The organism is Nocardioides luteus (genome assembly GCF_014648595.1).
GTDB classification, from domain to species: domain Bacteria; phylum Actinomycetota; class Actinomycetes; order Propionibacteriales; family Nocardioidaceae; genus Nocardioides; species Nocardioides luteus.
Window position 1 is genome coordinate 198,412 of the sequence record NZ_BMRK01000005.1, and the last position, 18,078, is coordinate 216,489.

General features: G+C 69.3%; 19 protein-coding genes, 1 other RNA gene and 1 riboswitch. Of the genes, 12 read left to right on the forward strand and 8 right to left on the reverse strand.

Going from position 1 to position 18,078, the window contains the following annotated elements:
• Positions 1-2 precede the first annotated feature (2 nt).
• Entirely contained in the window at positions 3-923 is a 921-nt protein-coding gene (locus IEY81_RS08870; RefSeq protein WP_189118105.1) for a methylenetetrahydrofolate reductase, read from the forward strand.
• A gap of 30 nt (positions 924-953) precedes the next feature.
• Here the strand turns inward: IEY81_RS08870 and IEY81_RS08875 are convergent, their stop codons facing one another.
• From IEY81_RS08875 to ku, 7 genes are all read right to left on the reverse strand, one after another.
• The gene (locus IEY81_RS08875; protein ID WP_189118106.1) at positions 954-1,751 is read right to left on the reverse strand and encodes a tryptophan 2,3-dioxygenase; all 798 of its coding nucleotides are present in this window, start codon (positions 1,749-1,751) and stop codon (positions 954-956) included.
• Positions 1,748-3,016: a kynureninase gene (kynU, locus tag IEY81_RS08880; protein ID WP_189118107.1), complete on the reverse strand. Its 1,269-nt coding sequence runs from the start codon at positions 3,014-3,016 to the stop codon at positions 1,748-1,750. Before kynU ends, IEY81_RS08875 begins: the two co-directional genes overlap by 4 nt.
• Positions 3,013-3,651 (reverse strand): arylformamidase, encoded by a 639-nt coding sequence (gene kynB / locus IEY81_RS08885; RefSeq protein WP_189118108.1) that lies wholly within the window; start codon positions 3,649-3,651, stop codon positions 3,013-3,015. Before kynB ends, kynU begins: the two co-directional genes overlap by 4 nt.
• 34 nt (positions 3,652-3,685) lie before the next feature.
• Positions 3,686-4,501: an alpha/beta fold hydrolase gene (locus IEY81_RS08890; protein ID WP_189118109.1), complete on the reverse strand. Its 816-nt coding sequence runs from the start codon at positions 4,499-4,501 to the stop codon at positions 3,686-3,688.
• A 50-nt stretch (positions 4,502-4,551) separates the two neighbouring features.
• A complete protein-coding gene (locus IEY81_RS08895; RefSeq protein WP_229787566.1) occupies positions 4,552-5,835 on the reverse strand; it encodes an RNA polymerase sigma factor in 1,284 nt (427 codons plus the stop codon).
• Positions 5,836-5,844: 9 nt separating this feature from the next.
• Positions 5,845-6,207: a YciI family protein gene (locus IEY81_RS08900; RefSeq protein ID WP_189118110.1), complete on the reverse strand. Its 363-nt coding sequence runs from the start codon at positions 6,205-6,207 to the stop codon at positions 5,845-5,847.
• 105 nt (positions 6,208-6,312) lie between these two features.
• Positions 6,313-7,182, reverse strand: coding sequence for a non-homologous end joining protein Ku (gene ku / locus IEY81_RS08905; RefSeq protein ID WP_189118111.1), 870 nt, complete (start codon positions 7,180-7,182; stop codon positions 6,313-6,315).
• Between the two features lie 121 nt (positions 7,183-7,303).
• Here ku and IEY81_RS08910 point away from each other — a divergent pair, with 121 nt between their 5' ends.
• From IEY81_RS08910 to IEY81_RS08935, 6 genes are all read left to right on the forward strand, one after another.
• A complete protein-coding gene (locus IEY81_RS08910) occupies positions 7,304-8,284 on the forward strand; it encodes an ATP-dependent DNA ligase (RefSeq protein WP_189118112.1) in 981 nt (326 codons plus the stop codon).
• Positions 8,284-9,201, forward strand: coding sequence for a non-homologous end-joining DNA ligase (gene ligD / locus IEY81_RS08915; RefSeq protein WP_189118113.1), 918 nt, complete (start codon positions 8,284-8,286; stop codon positions 9,199-9,201). Before IEY81_RS08910 ends, ligD begins: the two co-directional genes overlap by 1 nt.
• 14 nt (positions 9,202-9,215) lie before the next feature.
• A complete protein-coding gene (locus tag IEY81_RS08920; RefSeq protein WP_183546950.1) occupies positions 9,216-9,896 on the forward strand; it encodes a response regulator transcription factor in 681 nt (226 codons plus the stop codon).
• Positions 9,897-10,123: 227 nt separating this feature from the next.
• Positions 10,124-10,280: riboswitch (cyclic di-AMP (ydaO/yuaA leader) on the forward strand.
• A gap of 2 nt (positions 10,281-10,282) precedes the next feature.
• Positions 10,283-11,080 (forward strand): C40 family peptidase, encoded by a 798-nt coding sequence (locus IEY81_RS08925; protein ID WP_189118114.1) that lies wholly within the window; start codon positions 10,283-10,285, stop codon positions 11,078-11,080.
• 132 nt (positions 11,081-11,212) lie between these two features.
• Complete coding sequence (prfB, locus tag IEY81_RS08930) at positions 11,213-12,331, forward strand: peptide chain release factor 2 (RefSeq protein WP_189118115.1); 1,119 nt, start codon at positions 11,213-11,215, stop codon at positions 12,329-12,331.
• A gap of 4 nt (positions 12,332-12,335) precedes the next feature.
• Positions 12,336-13,124: an alpha/beta fold hydrolase gene (locus tag IEY81_RS08935; protein WP_189118116.1), complete on the forward strand. Its 789-nt coding sequence runs from the start codon at positions 12,336-12,338 to the stop codon at positions 13,122-13,124.
• A 100-nt stretch (positions 13,125-13,224) separates the two neighbouring features.
• On the opposite strand, the gene IEY81_RS08940 is transcribed toward IEY81_RS08935, so the two are convergent.
• Positions 13,225-13,842, reverse strand: coding sequence for a hypothetical protein (locus tag IEY81_RS08940; protein ID WP_189118117.1), 618 nt, complete (start codon positions 13,840-13,842; stop codon positions 13,225-13,227).
• A 131-nt stretch (positions 13,843-13,973) separates the two neighbouring features.
• Between IEY81_RS08940 and ftsE the strand changes: the two genes are divergently transcribed.
• The 5 genes from ftsE (at position 13,974) to ssrA (ending at position 17,919) form a co-directional block, all read left to right on the forward strand.
• On the forward strand, positions 13,974-14,663 hold the full coding sequence (gene ftsE / locus IEY81_RS08945) for a cell division ATP-binding protein FtsE (RefSeq protein ID WP_189118118.1): 690 nt from the start codon (positions 13,974-13,976) through the stop codon (positions 14,661-14,663).
• A gap of 64 nt (positions 14,664-14,727) precedes the next feature.
• The gene (gene ftsX / locus IEY81_RS08950; protein ID WP_189118119.1) at positions 14,728-15,636 is read left to right on the forward strand and encodes a permease-like cell division protein FtsX; all 909 of its coding nucleotides are present in this window, start codon (positions 14,728-14,730) and stop codon (positions 15,634-15,636) included.
• Between the two features lie 54 nt (positions 15,637-15,690).
• Positions 15,691-16,953: a murein hydrolase activator EnvC family protein gene (locus IEY81_RS08955; RefSeq protein WP_189118120.1), complete on the forward strand. Its 1,263-nt coding sequence runs from the start codon at positions 15,691-15,693 to the stop codon at positions 16,951-16,953.
• 41 nt (positions 16,954-16,994) lie between these two features.
• A complete protein-coding gene (smpB, locus tag IEY81_RS08960) occupies positions 16,995-17,474 on the forward strand; it encodes an SsrA-binding protein SmpB (RefSeq protein WP_189118121.1) in 480 nt (159 codons plus the stop codon).
• Positions 17,475-17,547: 73 nt separating this feature from the next.
• Positions 17,548-17,919, forward strand: a transfer-messenger RNA (tmRNA) gene (gene ssrA / locus IEY81_RS08965).
• Positions 17,920-18,078: the final 159 nt, after the last annotated feature.

An 18,078-nucleotide genomic window follows, 5' to 3' on the forward strand; every position in this document is an offset into this window, starting at 1 on the left:
TCGTGGATCTGCAGCAGCGCATCAGTGACCGTGCCGGTGAGATTCTGCTCTTCGCCGTCACCCCGCCGAGGGTGACGACGGACCCCGAGCGGGTCCAGCAGATCGCCGACGTCACCCTCGAGCGGATCCGTCCGCTCGACGTCGACGGGCTGATCCTCTACGACATCGACGACGAGTCCGACCGCAACCCCGAGGAGCGGCCGTTCCCGTTCGTACGCACCCTCGACCCGGCCCACTTCCTCGAGAACAACCTGCCCGACCTCGACGTGCCGGCGGTCGTCTACCGCGCCACCGGCAAGTACGACGAGCCGACGCTGCGCGACTGGGTGAAGACCCAGGACCCGGCCAGGTCGCTCTCGGTCTTCGTCGGCGGCTCCTCGGGCGAGAAGCGGATGGCCACGAGCCTCCGCCGCGCCCAGGAGATCCGCAAGGAGGCCAACCCCGACCTGCTCCTCGGCGCCGTCGCGATCCCCGAGCGCCACACCGTGAAGGGCGACGAGCACCACCGCCTGATCGCGAAGCAGGAGGCGGGCTGCTCCTACTTCGTGACCCAGGTCGTCTACGACGTCAACGCCGCCAAGAACCTCGTCTCCGACTACCGCTACGAGTGCGAGGCCCGCGGTGTACAGCCCGTCCCGATCGTGTTCACCTTCTCGGTGTGCGGCTCGATGAAGACGCTGGAGTTCCTCCGCTGGCTCGGCGTCGACGTGCCGCGCTGGATCGAGAACGAGCTGCGCCACGCCACCGACACCCTCGATGCCTCGCTCGAGCAGGCCGAGGCGGCCGCGATCGAGCTGATGTCGTTCTGCCGTCAGCTCGGGGTGCCGTTCGGCATCAACATCGAGTCCGTCTCGATCCGCAAGGTCGAGATCGAGGCCTCCGTACGCCTCGCCGAACGGCTCCGCAACAAGCTCGACCGCTGACCCCAGCCGACAAACCCGACTCAGCCAGGCTCACAGCCCCGTACGCATCGCCCACAGCTCGGGGAACAGGATGATGTCGAGCTGCTTGCGCAGGTAGGAGACACCGGAGGTGCCGCCGGTGCCGGGCTTGAAGCCGATGATGCGCTCGACCGTGGTCACGTGGCGGAACCGCCAGACCCGGAAGGCGGTCTCCAGGTCGGTGAGCTCCTCGCCGAGCTCGTAGAGGTCCCAGTGCTTCTCCGGGTCGCGGTAGACCTCGCCCCAGGCGGCCTCGACGGCGTCGGAGGCGGCGTACTCCTGCTTCCAGTCGCGGTCGAGATGCTCCGCCGGGATGGCGAAGCCGCGCCGCGAGAGCAGCCGGAGCGACTCGTCGTAGAGCGAGGGCCGCTCGTACGCAGCGAGCACGTCGGCCTCGTGCGGCCGGCCCTGGTGGACCTCGAGCGTGTAAGCCGCCTTGTTGCCGAGCGAGAACTCGATGCAGCGGTACTGCCACGACTGGAACCCCGAGCCGGTGGCCAGATAGGGGCGGAACTTGTCGTACTCGGTCGGGGTCAGCGTCGAGAGCACGTCCCAGGCGTGCACGAGCTGCTCCATGATCCGGGACACCCGCGCCAGGCCCTTGAAGGCCGGCCGCACGGCGTCGACCGAGATCAGCCGCTGCGCCTCGGTGAGCTCGTGGAGCGCCAGCCGCATCCACAGCTCCATCGCCTGGTGCTGGACGATGAAGAGCATCTCGTTGTGGTCGCCCGAGAGCGGATGCTGCGCGCCGAGCACCTCCGGCAGGTGGAGGTAGTCGGAGTAGTCCATCGGAAGGTCCTGCGCGCTCATGTCACTGCTCCTCGGGTCCAGAAGCGCTCGGCGCGCCACTCGTCGTCGTCCATCACCGCGACCAGGTGGTCGACGGCGTCCCAGATGTCGACGTAGCGCGTGTAGAGCGGGGTCACGCCGAAACGGAGGATGTCGGGCGCGGAGCCGTCCTCCGGCCCGGCCCGGAAGTCGCCGACCACGCCGCGCTCGATGAGCGCCTGCACGATCGCGTACGCGCCCTCACCGATGCTCAGCGAGAGCTGGCTGCCGCGCCGCGCATCGTCGAGCGGTGACTCGATCCGGAACGCGGGGAGCCGGGAGGAGACCACGTCGGCGAAGAGACGGGTGAGCCCGAGCGACTTCTCCCGCAGCGCCTCCAGCCCGCCGTACGCCTCGGCCGCGAGCAGCGTGTCGACGCCGCACTCGAGCGCGGAGATGGCGATGACGCCGGGGGTGCCGGACAGGTAGCGCGAGACCCCCTCGGCCGGCCGGTAGCCCGGCGACATCTCGAAGGGTGCCGCGTGGCCCATCCAGCCCGACAACGGCTGCGAGAAGCGGTCGACGTGGCGCGGGTTGACCCACAGGAACGCGGGCGCGCCCGGACCGCCGTTGAGGAACTTGTAGCCGCAGCCGATCGCGAAGTCGGCGTCCGCGCCGCGCAGGTCGACCGGCACCGCGCCGGCCGAGTGGCACAGGTCCCAGACCGCGAGCACCCCGCGCTCGTGGGCCAGCGCCGTCACTGCGGCCATCGGGTGCAGGTAGCCGGTGCGGTAGTTGACCTCGGTCAGCATCAGCACCGCGGCCCGGTCCAGCAGCCCCTCGATCTCGTCGGGGGAGTCGACCAGCACCAGCTCGTAGCCGCGCTCGCGGCACAGCGAGGAGGCGATGTAGAGGTCGGTCGGGAAGTTGCTGCGCTCGCTGATCACGACCCGGCGCTCCGGAGCGTCGGCAGCCGCGATCGAGAGCGCGGAGGCGAGCACCTTGTAGACGTTGAGCGAGGTCGAGTCGGCGACCACGACCTCGCCCTGACCTGCACCGACGACGCGAGCGATCTTGTCGCCGACCCGCTGGGGCAGCGTGATCCAGGAAGCGGTGTTCCACGACTCGATCAGCCCGCGGCCCCACTCCTGGGTGACCACCTCGGCCACGCGGCCGGCGGTGGTGCGCGGCAGCGCGCCCAGCGAGTTGCCGTCGAGGTAGATGGTGCCGTCGGGCAGGTCGAAGAGGTCGCGCAGGGGCGCCAGCGGGTCGTCGCGGTCGAGGGCGACGGCGTCATCGCGGTTCACGACGCCCTCCCCTCAGCAGCGAGCGGTCGCAGCACGGCCCGCACCGGCGCTGCGTCGGCAGTGGTGAGCTTGAGGGGAAGCGCGATCAGCTCGTAGTCGCCCGCGGGCACCTCGTCGAGCAGCAGGTTCTCCAGGATGCGTACGTCGTGACGGTGGGTCGCGAAGTGCGCCGGAAGATCCTTCGAGGTCGCCGGGTCCAGGCTGGCTGCGTCGGTGCCGACCAGCTTCACGCCGTGCGAGGCCAGCAGGTCGATCAACGCTGGGTCCAGCGCGCAGAACGAGTCGTCCCAGCTCGTCGGCTGGGTGGCGTACGTCCTGAACAGCACGCGCGGGGGCAGGTCGGTGACGTCCACGTCGTCGACGGTGACCAGCGGGCGCACCCCGGTCACGTCGATCACCCGGCACGGGCCGAGGAACGGCTCCAGCGCCATCTCGCCGGCAGGAGTGCCGTCGTCGGTGAAGTGGAGCGGCGCGTCGGCATGCGCCCCGACGTGCGCGGAGACCGAGATCTCGGCGACGTTGACCGGGCAGTCGGGGCCGATCCGGAACGTCCAGCCGACCTCGGTCGCGTGGTCCCCGGGGAAGACCGGCGAGGTTGCGTGGACCGGTGGGGAGATGTCCCAGAGCTGCGCCATGGCGCCAGGATAGGCGGCACCTGGAGGGCGCCGGTCAGGCGGTGAAGAACTCCGCCGCGACCGGTGCCAGCGCCGACGCGGCGACCATGTGGTTCTGCCCGTCCAGCACGACATGACGGCCCTCGGGCACCGCCGCGGCGATGGCCTGCTGGGCGTTGGTCATGTAGTCGGGGCTCTTGCCGCCCGCGATCGAGAGCACCGGAACCGAGACGTTCTTGAAGTAGCCGCCCGGCAGAGGCACACCCTGCTGGAAGGGCACGACCATGCCGAGGTCGTAGGGGAGCGTGTGGGCGACCGGCGTGAGCTTCTTGAAGGCCGGCGTCAGCCGCATGATCTTGACCCCGATCCACGGCATCCCGACGGTGCGCATGAAGAGCTCGACCGCGGCCGCCCGCGTGCCCTTCTCCACCAGCGCCTCGACCTGCTGGGCGAGGTCGGCGTCGTTGGGACGGTGGGTGTCGTCGAGGATGAGCGGCGCCTCGTAGGCGACGATCTTGTCGATCGGCAGCCCGGCACGCGCCGCCTCCAGCGCGAGGAACGCGCCCGAGCTCAGCCCCAGCAGGTGAGCGTGGCCGCCGGCCGCCTCGATCACCGCGCCCAGGTCCGCCACCTCCTGCTCGACAGCCTCGGTCGTGCCCGCGGCGGCGGGCTTGGCGATGTTGCTCTCGCCCCGGCCGCGACGGTCGTAGCGGTAGACGGTGAACCGGTCGGAGAGCGCGTCGGCGAACTCCTTCGACGGCCCGAAGTCGCGGTAGCACAGCGCTCCGTCGACCAGCACGAGCGCCGGTCCGGAGCCGACGACGTCGTAGGCGATCGTGGTGCCGTCGGCGGAGGTGGTGGTCGTGGTCATGGTGTCTCCTCGTGCTGCGTGGTCCGGGTCTGTCGAGACCCGGCTGATACTTACCCGTCGGACGAGCCCTGGTGGCTTCGACACGCGGCAGCACGCATTTCCAGAAGTTCTCTCTCCCCGGCGTTGCCGGTCAGCGAGGCCGCCGTGTCGAACGCCTTCGCGGCCTCCCGATGGCGCCCGGCCCGGTGCAGCAGATCACCGCGTACGCCGTGGGGCAGATGCGACCCCGCCAGCGCCCCCTCGGGCAGCGAGGCCAGGATCGCGAGCCCGGCCTCGGGCCCGAAGGCGCGCCCGTGGGCCACGGCGCGGTTGACGTCGATCACCGCGCCCGGGGCACCGGAGGCGAGCAGGTCGTAGAGCCGGGCGATCTCGGCCCAGTCGGTGTCCTCGGCCCGCCGGGCGCGGCCGTGGCAGGCGGCGATCATCGCCTGCACCAGATAGCTGCCGCCGGGCGTGCCCGAGGAGGCCAGCGCTGTGGCACGGCCGACGGCCGCCAGGCCGCGGCGCAGCAGCAGCTGGTCCCAGCGGGTGCGGTCCTGGTCCTCGAGCAGCACAGACTTCCCGGACGCATCCGCCCGGGCCGCCAGCCGCGACCCCTGGATCTCCAGCAGCCCCTGCAGCGCCTGCGCCTCCGGGTCGCCGGGAGCCAGCGCGGCCAGCATCCGGGCCAGCCGCATCCCCTCCAGACAGAGCTCGGGCCGGGTCCACGACGGCCCCGAGGTCGCCGCGTAGCCCTCGTTGAAGACCAGGTAGATCGTCTGCATCACCTCGCGCATCCGCGCCGCCCGCTCCTCGCCGACCGGCAGCTCGAAGGAGGCCCCGACCTCGGCCAGGGTGCGCTTGGCGCGGGAGATCCGTTGGCCGACCGCTGACTCCTTGGCGAAGTAGGCGCGCGCGATCTCAGCGGTCGTCAGACCTCCCACGAGCCGCAGCGTCAGCACCGTGCGCGAGTCGGGCGCCAGGGTCGGGTGGCAGGAGAGGAACATCAGCCGGAGCACATCGTCCTCGATGTGGTCGACCGCAGCAGCCAGGTCGGGCATCTCTTCCTCCTCCAGCTCGTGGCCCAGCAGGGCGACCTTGCGGCGCAGGGTCTCGTCACGGCGGAAGCCGTCGATCGCGCGCCGCTTCGCGATCGACATCAGCCATGCGCCGGGGTTGCGAGGGATGCCCTCGCGCGGCCACTGCTCCAGCGCCGCGACGAGGGCATCCTGAGCGAGGTCCTCGGCCAGGTCGAGGTCGTGCGTCATCCGTGCCAGACCGGCGAGGAGGCGTACGGACTCGTTGCGCCAGACCGCGACGATCGCTTCCTCGGTGGTCGAGCCTGTCGAGACCACCTCGGTGACTCAGTCCGCGGCCGGGTCCGGCGGGCCGAACAGCGGCCGCATCTCCACCGCCACGTCCTGTCCCGGCCAGAGCTCCTCGTGGAGCTGGATCATCCGGCGGCCGAGCTCGAGGGCCTCGTCCTGGGAGCGGACCTCGAAGAGCGAGAACCCGCCAGCGACCTCCTTGGCCTCGGCGTAGGGGCCGTCGACGTGGGTCACCTCGCCGTCGGTGAGCCGGATCTCCACCGCGGGACCGAGACCGTCGGCGTCGAGCAGCACGCCGTCGGCGTACTGCTGCTTGATCTCCGACTCCACCGCCTCGATCAGTGCGGCCGGGGGCGGGCCGGCGTCGGGGGCCATCTTGACGAACATCATGTAGCGCATCGCGTCTCTCCTCTGAGGTGCTGTCGCGCTGCCTGCTGCAGCGCGCTCACACGTACGCGTCGCACCGATCCTGCCGGTTTCGACATGTTCCGGCCAGGAAGTTCGCTAGCTCGCCTTCTTGGACTTCTTCCCCTTGCTCTTCTCGTCGCCCTCGTCCTTGGCCTCCTTGGCCTCCTTGGGGACCTTCTCGCCGCGCGACTTCTTCGCATCGGCGACCGAGCGCTGCAGGGCCGCGAGCAGGTCGACGACCTCTCCGGAGGTCTTCGTGGAGGTCGGCGTCCGCTCGACCTCACCGCCCTCGATCTTGGCCTTCACCATCTCGTCGACGGCCTCGGCGTAGTCGTCGGAGAAGTCGTCGGGGGTGAAGTCGCCGGCCAGCGTCTCGACGAGCATGTTGGCCATCTTGATCTCGGAGTCCTTGACCTCGCCGGGCTCGACCTTGAAGTCGGGCACCCGGATCTCGTCGGGCCACATCATCGTCTGCAGCACGATCACGTCGCCGTTCTCGGTCTCCCGCACCCGCAGCGCCGCGATCGAGGTGCGCTGGCGCAGCGCCACGGTCACCAGGGCGACCCGGTCGGCGTCCTGCAGCGCCTGGCGCAGCAGCGCATAGGGCTTGACCCCGGTGTTCTCCGGCTCGAGGTAGTAGCTCTTCTCGAAGAGCATCGGGTCGATCTGGTCCGACGGCACGAACTTCTCCACCGCGATCTCGCGCGAGGAGGTCGTGGGCAGATTGGCGAAGTCGTCGTCGGTGAGGATGACCATCTCGCCGTCCTCGGTCTCGTAGCCCTTCGCGATCTCCGAGTAGGGCACCTCCTCGCCGTCGATCGAGCAGATCCGCTGGTAGCGGATCCGGCCGCCGTCGGCCTGGTGCACCTGGCGGAAGGAGACGTCGTGCGACTCCGTCGCGGAATAGAGTTTCACGGGCACGCTGACCAGCCCGAACGAGACAGCGCCCTTCCAGATCGCACGCATGCGTACCCCTCGTCAGTTGGGATGGATTGACCAAGTATCTGTCGGATTCGCACAGACCGGTACCCCATTCGCGCACGTCAGAGCCGCCCCGCGCACGCGCGGGATGAAGCAAGATGGGTCCATGCGCACGATGCTGCGACCCATGCTGGCCACGCCCGGGGCCCACGTGCCACCGGGCGAGGAGTGGGTCCACGAGGTCAAGTGGGACGGCATCCGCCTGCTCGGCGACAGCCCTTCAGGAGGTACGCAGACCCGGCTGACCACGCGCAACGACAACGACGCCACCCCCGCCTGGCCCGAGATCGCAACCGGTCCCGAGCGTGACGTGGTGGTCGACGGCGAGGTGATCGCGCTCAACGACTCCGGCCTGCCCGACTTCCGGGTGCTGATGGACCGGATGCACAACCGGGACGTCCGGAAGGCGGCCCGGTTCGCGGTGACACGCCCGGCGACGTACATGGTCTTCGATCTCCTCCGGCTGGACGGCAGGCTGCTCGTCGAGGAGCCCTGGAGCGAGCGGCGCAGGCTCCTCGAGGCGCTCCACGCCGACGGCGAGCTCGGCTCGTGGCAGGTGCCCGCGGTCTACGACGACGGCCGGATGCTCCACGAGGTGACGAAGGCGCAGGGGCTGGAGGGGATCGTCGCCAAGCGGCGGCACAGCCGCTACCGGCCCGGAGAGCGGAGCAAGGACTGGGTGAAGCTGGCTCACCGCTACCGCGCCTCGCTCGTGGTCGGCGGGTGGCGGCCGGAGACCGGCACCGCGGGCGGGACCGAGCGGATCGGTGCGGTCCTCGTCGGGCAGCCGACGCCCGACGGGCTGATCTACCGCGGCCGGGTCGGCAGCGGCATCGGGGGCAGGATGGCCGCCCGGCTCAGAGGGCTGCTGCGCGAGACCGCCCGCAGCCCGTTCGCCGGTCCCGACGTCGATCCCGACGGGGGAGTGCCGCGCGAGGACGTTCGGGGTACCCACTGGGTGGAGCCGCTGCTCGTCGTCGAGGTCGAGACGCACGGCACCGCGGTCGCGGCGGCCAGCTACAAGGGCCGGCTGCGGCAGCCGAGCTTCATCGGGATCAGGGACGACGTCTCACCGGAGGATCTGTGATGGTCGAACGAGAAGAGGTCCGCGTCGAGGTGGACGACAGGGTGCTGACCCTGTCCAACCTCAGCAAGGTGCTCTACCCGCGCACCGGGATGACGAAGGGCGAGGTGCTCAACTACTACGCCCAGGTCGCGCCGGTGCTGCTGCCGCAGCTGGCCGACCGGGCGGTGACGAGGATCCGTTGGCCGCACGGCGTCGGCGACATGTCCTTCTTCGAGAAGAACGCACCTGCGGGCACGCCGAAGTGGGTCCGCACCGTCGAGGTCCCGACCACCGGGTCGCGTACGGCCGACCAGAAGGAGGGCACGCTCACCTTCCCGATCCTGGACAGCCTCGCCGCGCTCACCTGGGCCGCCAACCTCTCCGCGCTGGAGCTGCACGTCCACCAGTGGACGGTCGGGAAGGACGGGAAACCGGCCGGAGCGAACCGGCTCGTGATCGACCTCGACCCCGGCGAGCCCGCGGGTCTGCAGGAGTGCTGCCAGGTGGCCCTGTTGGTGCGCGACGCGCTCGCAGACCGCGATCTGGTGGCCACGCCGGTGCTGAGCGGCAGCAAGGGCGTACACCTCTACGCGGCCCTCCCGGAGCCCGTCGAACCGGACGTCTCCACGGCGCTGGCCAAGGAGATCGCCGAGGACCTGCAGAAGGCCCACCCCAGTCAGGTGACCGCGACGATGACGAAGAGTCGCAGGTCAGGAAAGGTTTTTCTGGACTGGTCGCAGAACTCGGGGTCGAAGACGACCATCTGTCCCTACTCGCTGCGGGGCAAGGAGATCCCGAAGGTGGCAGCCCCGATCAGCTGGGACGAGGTGGAGGAGGGAGCCGAGGATCCGCTCGCGATCGACCAGCTCGGACCTAACGATGTGATCACGCGGGTGACAGAATCGGGGGATCTCTTCACAAGGGCTACAGGCCTCTAACTATTGTTCTCCTCATGTCTAACTCCGTGCTCGTCGTAGAAGACCAAGAGGACATCGCTGCCCCGCTGGTGCGCACGCTTCAGCGTGAGGGGTACGACGTCACCTGGGTCGACTCCGGCAAGAAGGCGTTGGAGCTGCTGGCGCCCCCGTACGAGGCCGAGCTCGTGCTGCTCGACCTGGGCCTCCCCGACATGGACGGCCTCGAGGTCTGCAAGGCCGCGCGGGACAACGGCTACGAGGGCGGGATCATGATCCTCACCGCCCGCGACGCCGAGATCGACCTGGTCGTCGGGCTCGACGCGGGTGCCGACGACTACCTGGCCAAGCCGTTCGCGCTGGCCGTCCTCCAGGCCCGGGTCCGTGCGCTGCTGCGCCGCTCGGGTCCGGTCGAGCCAGGTGCTGACGACGACGCGCTGCGCATCGACGTGGCCGCCCACCGGGTCTACGCCGGTGACCGCGAGGTGACCCTGACCGGCAAGGAGTTCGCGCTGCTGGCCGTCCTGGCCGCCTCCCGCGACAAGGTGGTCTCCCGCGACCGGCTGATGGCCGAGGTCTGGGACGAGAACTGGTACGGCTCGACCAAGACCCTCGACGTCACCGTCGGCCGGCTGCGCCAGAAGCTCGAGGCCGCCGGTGTGCAGGAGAAGGTCGTCGCCGTCCGCGGCGTCGGGTTCCGCCTCGAAGCGGGGGAGTGACCCGCGGAAGCGGCGTCAAACCGCTGTCCAGTGCGTGAGATCACTCACAAACGGAGGCAAAATCACGCGTGATCACGCGGGATGTGTTCTCTGAGCGGCTATTCCGGATTGGATCCGGTTTGGTTGGCGTGTCACCTTGGATGAGCCGTGCAGAACGCACGGACCGGCCCCGGTTCACGCCGAATCCTGTCCCTCCGGAAGCCGGCCCCTACTACTGAACCTCTACCCCTCACACTCAGCAGTACGCATGGGACAGGAGCGGGGGACCCAAGTTTTCACGCGACTATCTCGGACGGTCGCTCGGGGTGAAGCCATCCGCTGATGGCCGGGCACCTTCTGGCCCGAACCCGACAGCTCACCTCGCAGGCGTGGGAAGGAACTCACGCATGTCCAAGTCCGTATCCCGTCCTGCCCATCGGGGCACACCGCGTCCGTTCCGGACGCCGAACACCTCGCTCGTCAAGACGATCGCAGGGTCGCTCAGCGGCCACGGGAAGCTCGTCGGTCGCGTCACGCTGGCCAGCGGCATCGCAGCCGGTGCCCTGGTGGCGGTGCCCGCCGCCAACGCCGCACCGGTGGCTGCCGAGTCGAGCTCCTCGTCGAAGGTCGTGGAGGCTCCCGCACTACAGGCCTCGGCTACGCCGTCGGCGATGATCACCGACATCCAGAAGCTGGAGAAGGCCGTCGAGGAGCAGCAGCGCAAGGCCGCGGCAGCTCGCAAGGCGGCCGAGGCGAAGCGCAAGGCAGCCATCGCGGCCAAGAAGGCCGCGGAGGAGAAGAAGAAGGCCGAGGCGGAGGCGCGTGCGTACGCCGCCAGCCAGCAGGGCAAGATCGACAAGGCGATCAACGTCGCCTCGGAGCAGATCGGTGACCCGTACGTCTGGGGCGCCACCGGTCCGAGCTCGTTCGACTGCTCCGGCCTGACGCAGTACGCCTTCGGTGCTGCCGGCATCGAGCTGCCCCGGGTGTCGCGGGACCAGGCTTCGTCCCTGCCGACCGTCCCGAACGACCAGATCAAGCGCGGCGACCTGATGTTCTGGGGCAGCCCGGTCTACCACGTCGGCATCTTCCTCCGCTGGGAGAACGGCGAGGCGATCATGCTGCACGCCCCGAAGCCGGGGGCGTCCGTGCGTGAAGAGGCTGCCTGGGACGGCTGGTTCGCCGGCTCGGTCCACCAGGCCTGAGGCCTCATATCCCCCTGATATCTCCCTGATATCCCCCTGGCGCTCGTCCTCCGGTTCCCCATGCCGGAGGGCGAGCGCATTCCCACGGCGTCGAATCGGATGCGGCATCACTCGTCAAGTAACCTGGAAGGCGTGGCTGGCCCCGAATTCGACACAGAGATCAAGCAGCTCCAGGCGACGATGCAGACCATCGGCCAGGTGCTGGACCTGGACGCGATGCGCAAGGAGATCGCCGACCTCGGCGAGCAGGTCGCCGCGCCCGACCTCTGGGACGACCAGGACAACGCCACCCGCGTGACCGGCCGCCTCTCCCTGCTGCAGAACGAGCTCAACAGGTTCACCGATCTCAGCACCCGCATCGAGGACCTCGAGCTGATGGTCGAGATGGCCCAGGAGGAGAGCGACGCCGACTCGCTCGCCGAGTCCGAGGCCGAGCTCGGCCGGGTGAAGAAGGCCGTCGAGAGCCTGGAGATCCGCACCCTGCTGTCGGGGGAGTACGACTCCCGCGAGGCCCTGGTCACGATCCGCTCCGGCGCCGGTGGCGTGGACGCCGCCGACTTCGCCGAGATGCTGATGCGGATGTACGTCCGCTGGGCCGAGCGCAACAAGTACCCGGTCGAGGTCTTCGACACCTCCTACGCCGAGGAGGCCGGCCTCAAGTCGGCCACCTTCGCGATCCACGCTCCCTACGCGTACGGCACCCTCTCGGTCGAGGCCGGCACCCACCGCCTGGTGCGGATCAGCCCCTTCGACAACCAGGGCCGCCGCCAGACCTCCTTCGCGGCGGTCGAGGTCGTGCCCGTGCTGGAGCAGACCGACGACATCGAGGTCGACGAGAACGACATCAAGGTCGACGTCTACCGCTCCTCCGGCCCCGGCGGCCAGTCGGTCAACACCACCGACTCCGCGGTCCGGCTGACCCACATCCCGACCGGCACCGTGGTCTCCTGTCAGAACGAGAAGTCCCAGCTCCAGAACAAGGCCGCTGCGATGATCGTCCTCAAGGCCAAGCTCCTCGCGCTGAAGAAGGCCGAGGAGGAGGCCCAGCTCAAGGAGCTCAAGGGCGACGTCGCCGCCTCCTGGGGCGACCAGATGCGAAACTATGTCCTCAACCCTTACCAGATCGTCAAGGACCTCCGGACCTCCTTCGAGGTCGGCAACCCGCAGGCCGTCTTCGACGGCGACATCGACGGTTTCCTCGAGGCCGGCATCCGCTGGCGCCGGGGTGCTGAGAAGGCCGAGCAGAACTAGCCAGATGGTGGATGCGCTGACGCGCACCAGGCTTCCCCTGCCGGGTCGCGGGGCGGCGTACGCCTATGCCGCCTCGGGGCCTGAGGACGGGGTGCCGATGGTGCTGCTGCACGAGCTCGGAGGCAGTGCGAAGCGGTGGCGGGACGTGCTGCCGTCGTTCGCCGCCGACCACCGGGTGCACGCCTTCGACCTGCGCGGGCACGGCGAGTCCGACTGGGCCTCGGAGTACTCCCACCGGCTCATCGCCGACGACGTGATCGTCGCGATGGACACGCTCGGGATCTCCGGCGCGGTGCTCGTCGGCCACTCGACCGGCGGCAACGTCGCCATGCTGGTCGCGATGCACCGGCCCGACCTGGTCTCACACCTCGTCATCGAGGACGTGGTGCCGCCCGCGCCGCGACCGCGGAAGACGCCCGGACGCGCCACCCGGCCGCTCCAGCACGACTGGGAGTGCGTCGCGACGCTGATGGCCGAGGCCACCACGTACGACGCCTGGATGTGGGAGCAGCTCAACCAGCTGCCGATGCCCACCCTGATCGTCGCCGGCGGCGGCAACAGCCACATCCCGCGCGCCGACATCGAGGAGGTCGCCCGGCGGATCCCGCTGGCCGACCTGGTGCACTTCGACGTAGGTCACTTCGTCCACCGCAACCAGCCCGCCGAGTTCGCCGAGACCGTCGTGGCCTGGCTCGCGTCGCGGGTGGGATCCCCATCCCTAAGGACCCCACCCGCTCTCGCCAGCCGGCCCTGCTCTGACTCAGGTCCCGCGGCGGCGCGCGCCGCCCGGTAGGTGCCTACCCGGCCCGGACGACTAAGTCGATTAAAGCACTAGACTTTACGAAATGCGCAATCGACGCGCCCGAAGCCGGGGCTCGTCAGCGTGCGATGTCTCAGGCAGCAGCCGCCGTGGCGGTCACCAGGCACCAGCGCGAGGCGCGCTTCTGGAGTGTCGCGGGCGCCTCGCCGGCCTTGCCGGTGAGCTCGCAGGAGAGCCAGGCGTCGCCGAAGAGCCCGCGGATCACCATCTTCGGCTGCTTCTTCGCGTCCGTGCAGGTGAGGGCGACCGACGGCTTGCCGTACGCAGGCTTCGACGCTGCCTTGCAGCCCTTGGGGACGCTCTTGGTCATCTGGTTGGCCCACTCGAGCGTGACCGGCGGCGCGAAGACCCAGGCGCGGGCGGTGGTGCCGGAGTCCTCGGGACCGGTCCAGATGCAGCCGTACTCCTGGGCGACGTCGCTGACCTCGCCCGAGATCGCGGTCTGGTCGCCGTCGCCGTAGGCCTTCTTCTCGGCCGCGGCGCCGCCGAGTGCTTCGGTCACGTCCTCGGTGGGGACGCGGTCGCAGAACGCTCCGCGACGCACGTGCATCGTGGTCGTGTCCGCGCTGCTCAGGTCGCCCTTCACCTCGGGAGCCTCGGGCTCGTCGTCTTTCAGGGTGAGCACTCCCACCCCGACCGCGATCACGGTCAGGAGCACGGCAGCGATGAGTATCCGGACTGCAGAAGCCACCTGGTCAGGGTACAGGGGCCGGTATCTCGGAGCCGAAGTGAAGAGCTCACCACTGAGCCCGGCCGCGGCCCCGCGTACCGGGCGGCGGGCCCGGCTCGTCGGTTGACCACCGTTGCACTACCCTCGGTCCGGTGATCCGCTTCGAGAAGGTCAGCAAGGCCTACCCAGGGCAGGCGCGGCCGGCCCTCAACAGCCTTTCTATCGACATCCAGAAGGGGGAGTTCGTCTTCCTCGTGGGCCAGTCGGGCTCGGGGAAGTCGACGGCGCTCAAGCTGATGCTGCGCGAGCAGCGGCCGACCACCGGTCGGGTCTACGTCGCCGGCAAGGAGATCAACCGGCTCGCCGGCTGGAAGGTGCCGCGGCTGCGCCGCCAGGTCGGCACGATCTTCCAGGACTTCCGGCTCCTCGCCAACAAGAACGTCGCCGAGAACGTGGCCTTCGCGATGCAGGTGACCGGTCACTCCAACCGGGAGATCCGCCAGCGCGTCCCGGAGACGCTCGAGCTGGTCGGCCTCGACGGCAAGGGCGACCGGATGCCCGACGAGCTCTCCGGTGGTGAGCAGCAGCGCGTGGCCGTCGCCCGCGCGTTCATCAACCGGCCGATGATCCTGATCGCCGACGAGCCGACCGGAAACCTCGACCCCGGCAACACCGTCGGCATCATGCGCCTGCTCGACCGCATCAACCGCTCCGGCACCACCATCGTGATGGCGACCCACGACGTCCAGATGGTCGACCAGATGCGCAAGCGAGTCATCGAGCTCGAGCACGGCCACCTCGTGCGTGACCAGGTCCAGGGCGGCTACGGCGCTCAGTTCTGAGCCCGCCCCGGACCACGCACCAACGACCTAGGCTCCACGACCAAGAAAGGGTCCTCGACCCGCCATGCAGCTGCGCTACGTATTCACCGAGCTCCGTCAGGGGCTCCGCCGCAACCTGTCGATGCACGTCGCGGTGGCGCTGACCCTGCTCGTCTCGCTCACCCTCGCCGGCGTCGGGCTGCTGCTGCGTGAGCAGGCCCAGCTGACCGAGGAGGTCTGGGGCGACGAGCTGCAGATCACCTTCTACATGTGCAACGGCGCCAACGACCGTAACCCGCAGTGCGCCGGCGCCGTCGACGACAGCCAGAAGAAGGTCATCACCGACGCCCTCGACGACAACAAGTACGTCGACAAGGTCGAGGAGGAGAGCCAGGAGCAGGCCTACGAGCGGCTCCAGGCCCTCGACGTCGAGGGCGTCAGCGGTCCCGACCCGGTGGTCAAGGCCGACGACATGTGGGAGTCCTACTGGGTCACCATGACCGACCCGCACCACTCCGCCGAGATCATCGAGGCGGTCGCCGGTCTGGACGGCATCGACCACGTCGGCGACGTCCACGAGGTGACCGGACCGATCCTCGCCGCCGTCGACGGTCTGCAGAGCGCGGCACTGGTCGGCGCGATCGTGCTGGTCATCGCGGCCCTGCTGCTGGTCGCCAACACCATCCGGCTGGCGGCCTTCGCCCGTCGCCGTGAGATCGGGATCATGCGCCTGGTCGGTGCCTCGACGCTCTACATCGCGCTGCCGTTCCTCCTGGAGTCGCTCGTGGTCGCCCTGGTCGGTATCGGGCTGTCCGGCGTCGCGCTCGCCTCGGTGATGTACTTCGGCGTCGAGCAGCGGCTCTCGTCCACAGCAGTGACCCAGTGGGTCGGCTGGGAGGAGTTCTTCAGCTCCTTCGCGATCGTGGCGATCCTCGGCATCCTGCTGACCCTCGTCCCGACACTCCTGCTCACGCGCAAATACATCAAGGTCTGAGCCGGATCGCCTACCGTCTGGGGGTAACACTTCCCCACAGATCGAGGTGGATCCGTGCGCGTCTTCCCCCGTGCCGGCCGACTCGCCGCTGCGCTCAGCTGCGTGGTGGTGGGCGTCGTCCTGCTCTCCCCGACCCTCCCGTCCTCAGCGGACGAGAAGGACCGGCTCGAGCAGGAGAAGCGTGAGGTCCAGCGCGAGCAGAAGGCCGCCGCCGAGGACCTGGAGCACTCCAGCGCCGGGTTGCGGAAGGCGTCGTCGGCCTACGAGGCGGCGCGGAAGAAGCTCGAACGGGCGCAGGCCCGGGTCGAGGAGCTGAGCTCACAGCTGGTCGCGGCGCGCGCCGCCCACACCAAGGTCAAGGCCGAGCTCGCCGAGCAGAAGCTGAAGCTGGCCGAGGCGAAGCGCCAGCTCGCCGCAGGCAAGGCCGAGGTGAAGTCGCAGCGTCAGGAGATGCGCGACGCCATCCTGTCCCGGTTCACCGGGGGAGACCCGCAGCTGGCCCAGGCCGCGGCGCTGCTCTCCGGCGGTTCCCTCGAGGACCTGATGCGCCAGCAGACCTACGTCGACGCGGCATCGGCCGGCCAGGACGCCACCCTCCAGCGGATGGAGGCCACCGAGACCATGCTCGTCGTGCGCGAGCGCGAGGTGCAGGAGGCGACCGACGCGGTCGCCGCCCAGGAGAAGAAGGCACGCGAGCTGGTCGCCGAGGTCGACGCGCTCCGCGACCAGGCCGCCGCGGCCGAGGCCGAGACCTCCAAGCTCGCCCAGAAGGCTGCAGCCGCCAAGCAGTCCGCCGCGGCTGCCAAGGCCGCCGATGCCGCCGAGCTGCGCAAGCTCGAGGCGGAGGAGTCGGCGCTGCGTACGAAGATCCGGGGGCTCTCCAAGCGTGGGTCGAGCCGCAACGTCGGATCCGTCGGCGGACTCTTCGCGGCCCCGGTGAGCGGCACCTACGTCACCTCGCCCTACGGCATGCGCACCCACCCGATCTACGGCTACGTCTCGCTGCACAACGGCACCGACTTCCACGCGCCGTGCGGGCGCCCGCTGCGCGCCGTCGAGTCGGGTCAGATCATCTCCACCAACTACTCCAGCGTGTGGGGCAACCGGCTGCACCTCTACCTCGGCAAGGTCAACGGACACTCCTACACCGCCGTCTACAACCACATCTCGAGCTACGCCCGGCGTTCGGGCAGCGTCGGACGCGGGGAGACCGTGGCCTACGCGGGCACCACCGGATGGTCCACCGGCTGCCACCTGCACTTCACCATCCTGCGCGACGGCGCCCCCGTCGACCCGATGCCGCTGCTCGGGCTGTAAACGTTTCGCGGTCGTGACCGTACGCCTGAGAGAATGGTGGAATGGCGAAGGAGCAGGGGCGCAAGATGATCGCGCAGAACAAGAAGGCGCGGCACGACTACCACATCGAGGACACCTACGAGGCCGGCATGGTCCTGCAGGGCACCGAGGTGAAGTCGCTGCGTGAGGGTCGCGCCTCCCTGGTCGACGGCTTCGTGGACATCGACCGCGGCGAGGCCTGGATCCACGGGATCCACATCCCCGAATACCTCAACGGCACCTGGACCAACCACTCCGCCCGCCGCAAGCGCAAGCTGCTCCTGCACCGCGCCGAGATCGACAAGATCGAGCGCAAGATCGCCGAGAAGGGCCTCACCGTCGTCCCCCTCGCCCTCTACTTCCTCAACGGCCGCGCCAAGGTCGAGATCGGCGTCGCCAAGGGCAAGAAGTCGTGGGACAAGCGCCACACCATCGCCGAGCGTACGGCCCGTCGCGAGGCCGAGGTCGAGGTCGGCCGCAAGCTCAAGGGCATGAAGGGATAACCAGGTGGGGAATGTCGGTGGGGGCCTGTAGTGTTGTCCCGTTGTCTGAAGTCTGGGCATTGAAAACTCAAAAGGGGCTGATCGGTTTCGACTTGGGACGTTGCTCCCAGGGGAAGCGGGTCGAGGAGCCAGCGTCATCTCGTAAACGATCGCTGGAAACCAATAACTGCCAACGCTAAGCGCAGTTCCTTCGCTCTCGCCGCCTGATTGCGGTGATCGAAGCGTCTGACCGAGTATCCGTCTCCGGCTCGGATCCAGGCGTCATCTAGGAGACTCACCTCATGCACATGCCGACGGGGCATGAGGGACAACTAGTCGGATGAGCCTGTCGGGGACGTGTCTGTGTCGAGCCCCGGGGATGAGAGAACGACACCCACAGACTGCACCCGGAGAAGACCTGGCACGGCGCTCGAGGACCGGGGTTCGATTCCCCGCAGCTCCACGAACCTCTGGCCGACGTGTGCCCGCGCTTCGCGCGGGCCGCGTCGGTTCGTCATTTCAGGCGACGCTCCGCGTCGCGGCGGGGGATATCCCCCGCACCCCCTTAGTTGCTTTCGGTGGTCGAGCTTGTCGAGACCCGTCCGCTCCGGTGGTCGAGCTTGTC

Coding starts and splice junctions, on each gene's coding strand:
- ftsX (WP_189118119.1), top strand. CDS start 14,728: ATGCAGCTGCGCTACGTATTCACCGAGCTCCGTCAGGGGCTCCGCCGC.
- IEY81_RS08910 (WP_189118112.1), top strand. CDS start 7,304: ATGCGCACGATGCTGCGACCCATGCTGGCCACGCCCGGGGCCCACGTG.
- IEY81_RS08875 (WP_189118106.1), bottom strand. CDS start 1,751: ATGAGCGCGCAGGACCTTCCGATGGACTACTCCGACTACCTCCACCTG.
- ku (WP_189118111.1), bottom strand. CDS start 7,182: ATGCGTGCGATCTGGAAGGGCGCTGTCTCGTTCGGGCTGGTCAGCGTG.
- IEY81_RS08920 (WP_183546950.1), top strand. CDS start 9,216: ATGTCTAACTCCGTGCTCGTCGTAGAAGACCAAGAGGACATCGCTGCC.
- kynB (WP_189118108.1), bottom strand. CDS start 3,651: ATGGCGCAGCTCTGGGACATCTCCCCACCGGTCCACGCAACCTCGCCG.
- IEY81_RS08890 (WP_189118109.1), bottom strand. CDS start 4,501: ATGACCACGACCACCACCTCCGCCGACGGCACCACGATCGCCTACGAC.
- ligD (WP_189118113.1), top strand. CDS start 8,284: ATGGTCGAACGAGAAGAGGTCCGCGTCGAGGTGGACGACAGGGTGCTG.
- IEY81_RS08935 (WP_189118116.1), top strand. CDS start 12,336: ATGGTGGATGCGCTGACGCGCACCAGGCTTCCCCTGCCGGGTCGCGGG.
- IEY81_RS08900 (WP_189118110.1), bottom strand. CDS start 6,207: ATGCGCTACATGATGTTCGTCAAGATGGCCCCCGACGCCGGCCCGCCC.
- IEY81_RS08925 (WP_189118114.1), top strand. CDS start 10,283: ATGTCCAAGTCCGTATCCCGTCCTGCCCATCGGGGCACACCGCGTCCG.
- smpB (WP_189118121.1), top strand. CDS start 16,995: ATGGCGAAGGAGCAGGGGCGCAAGATGATCGCGCAGAACAAGAAGGCG.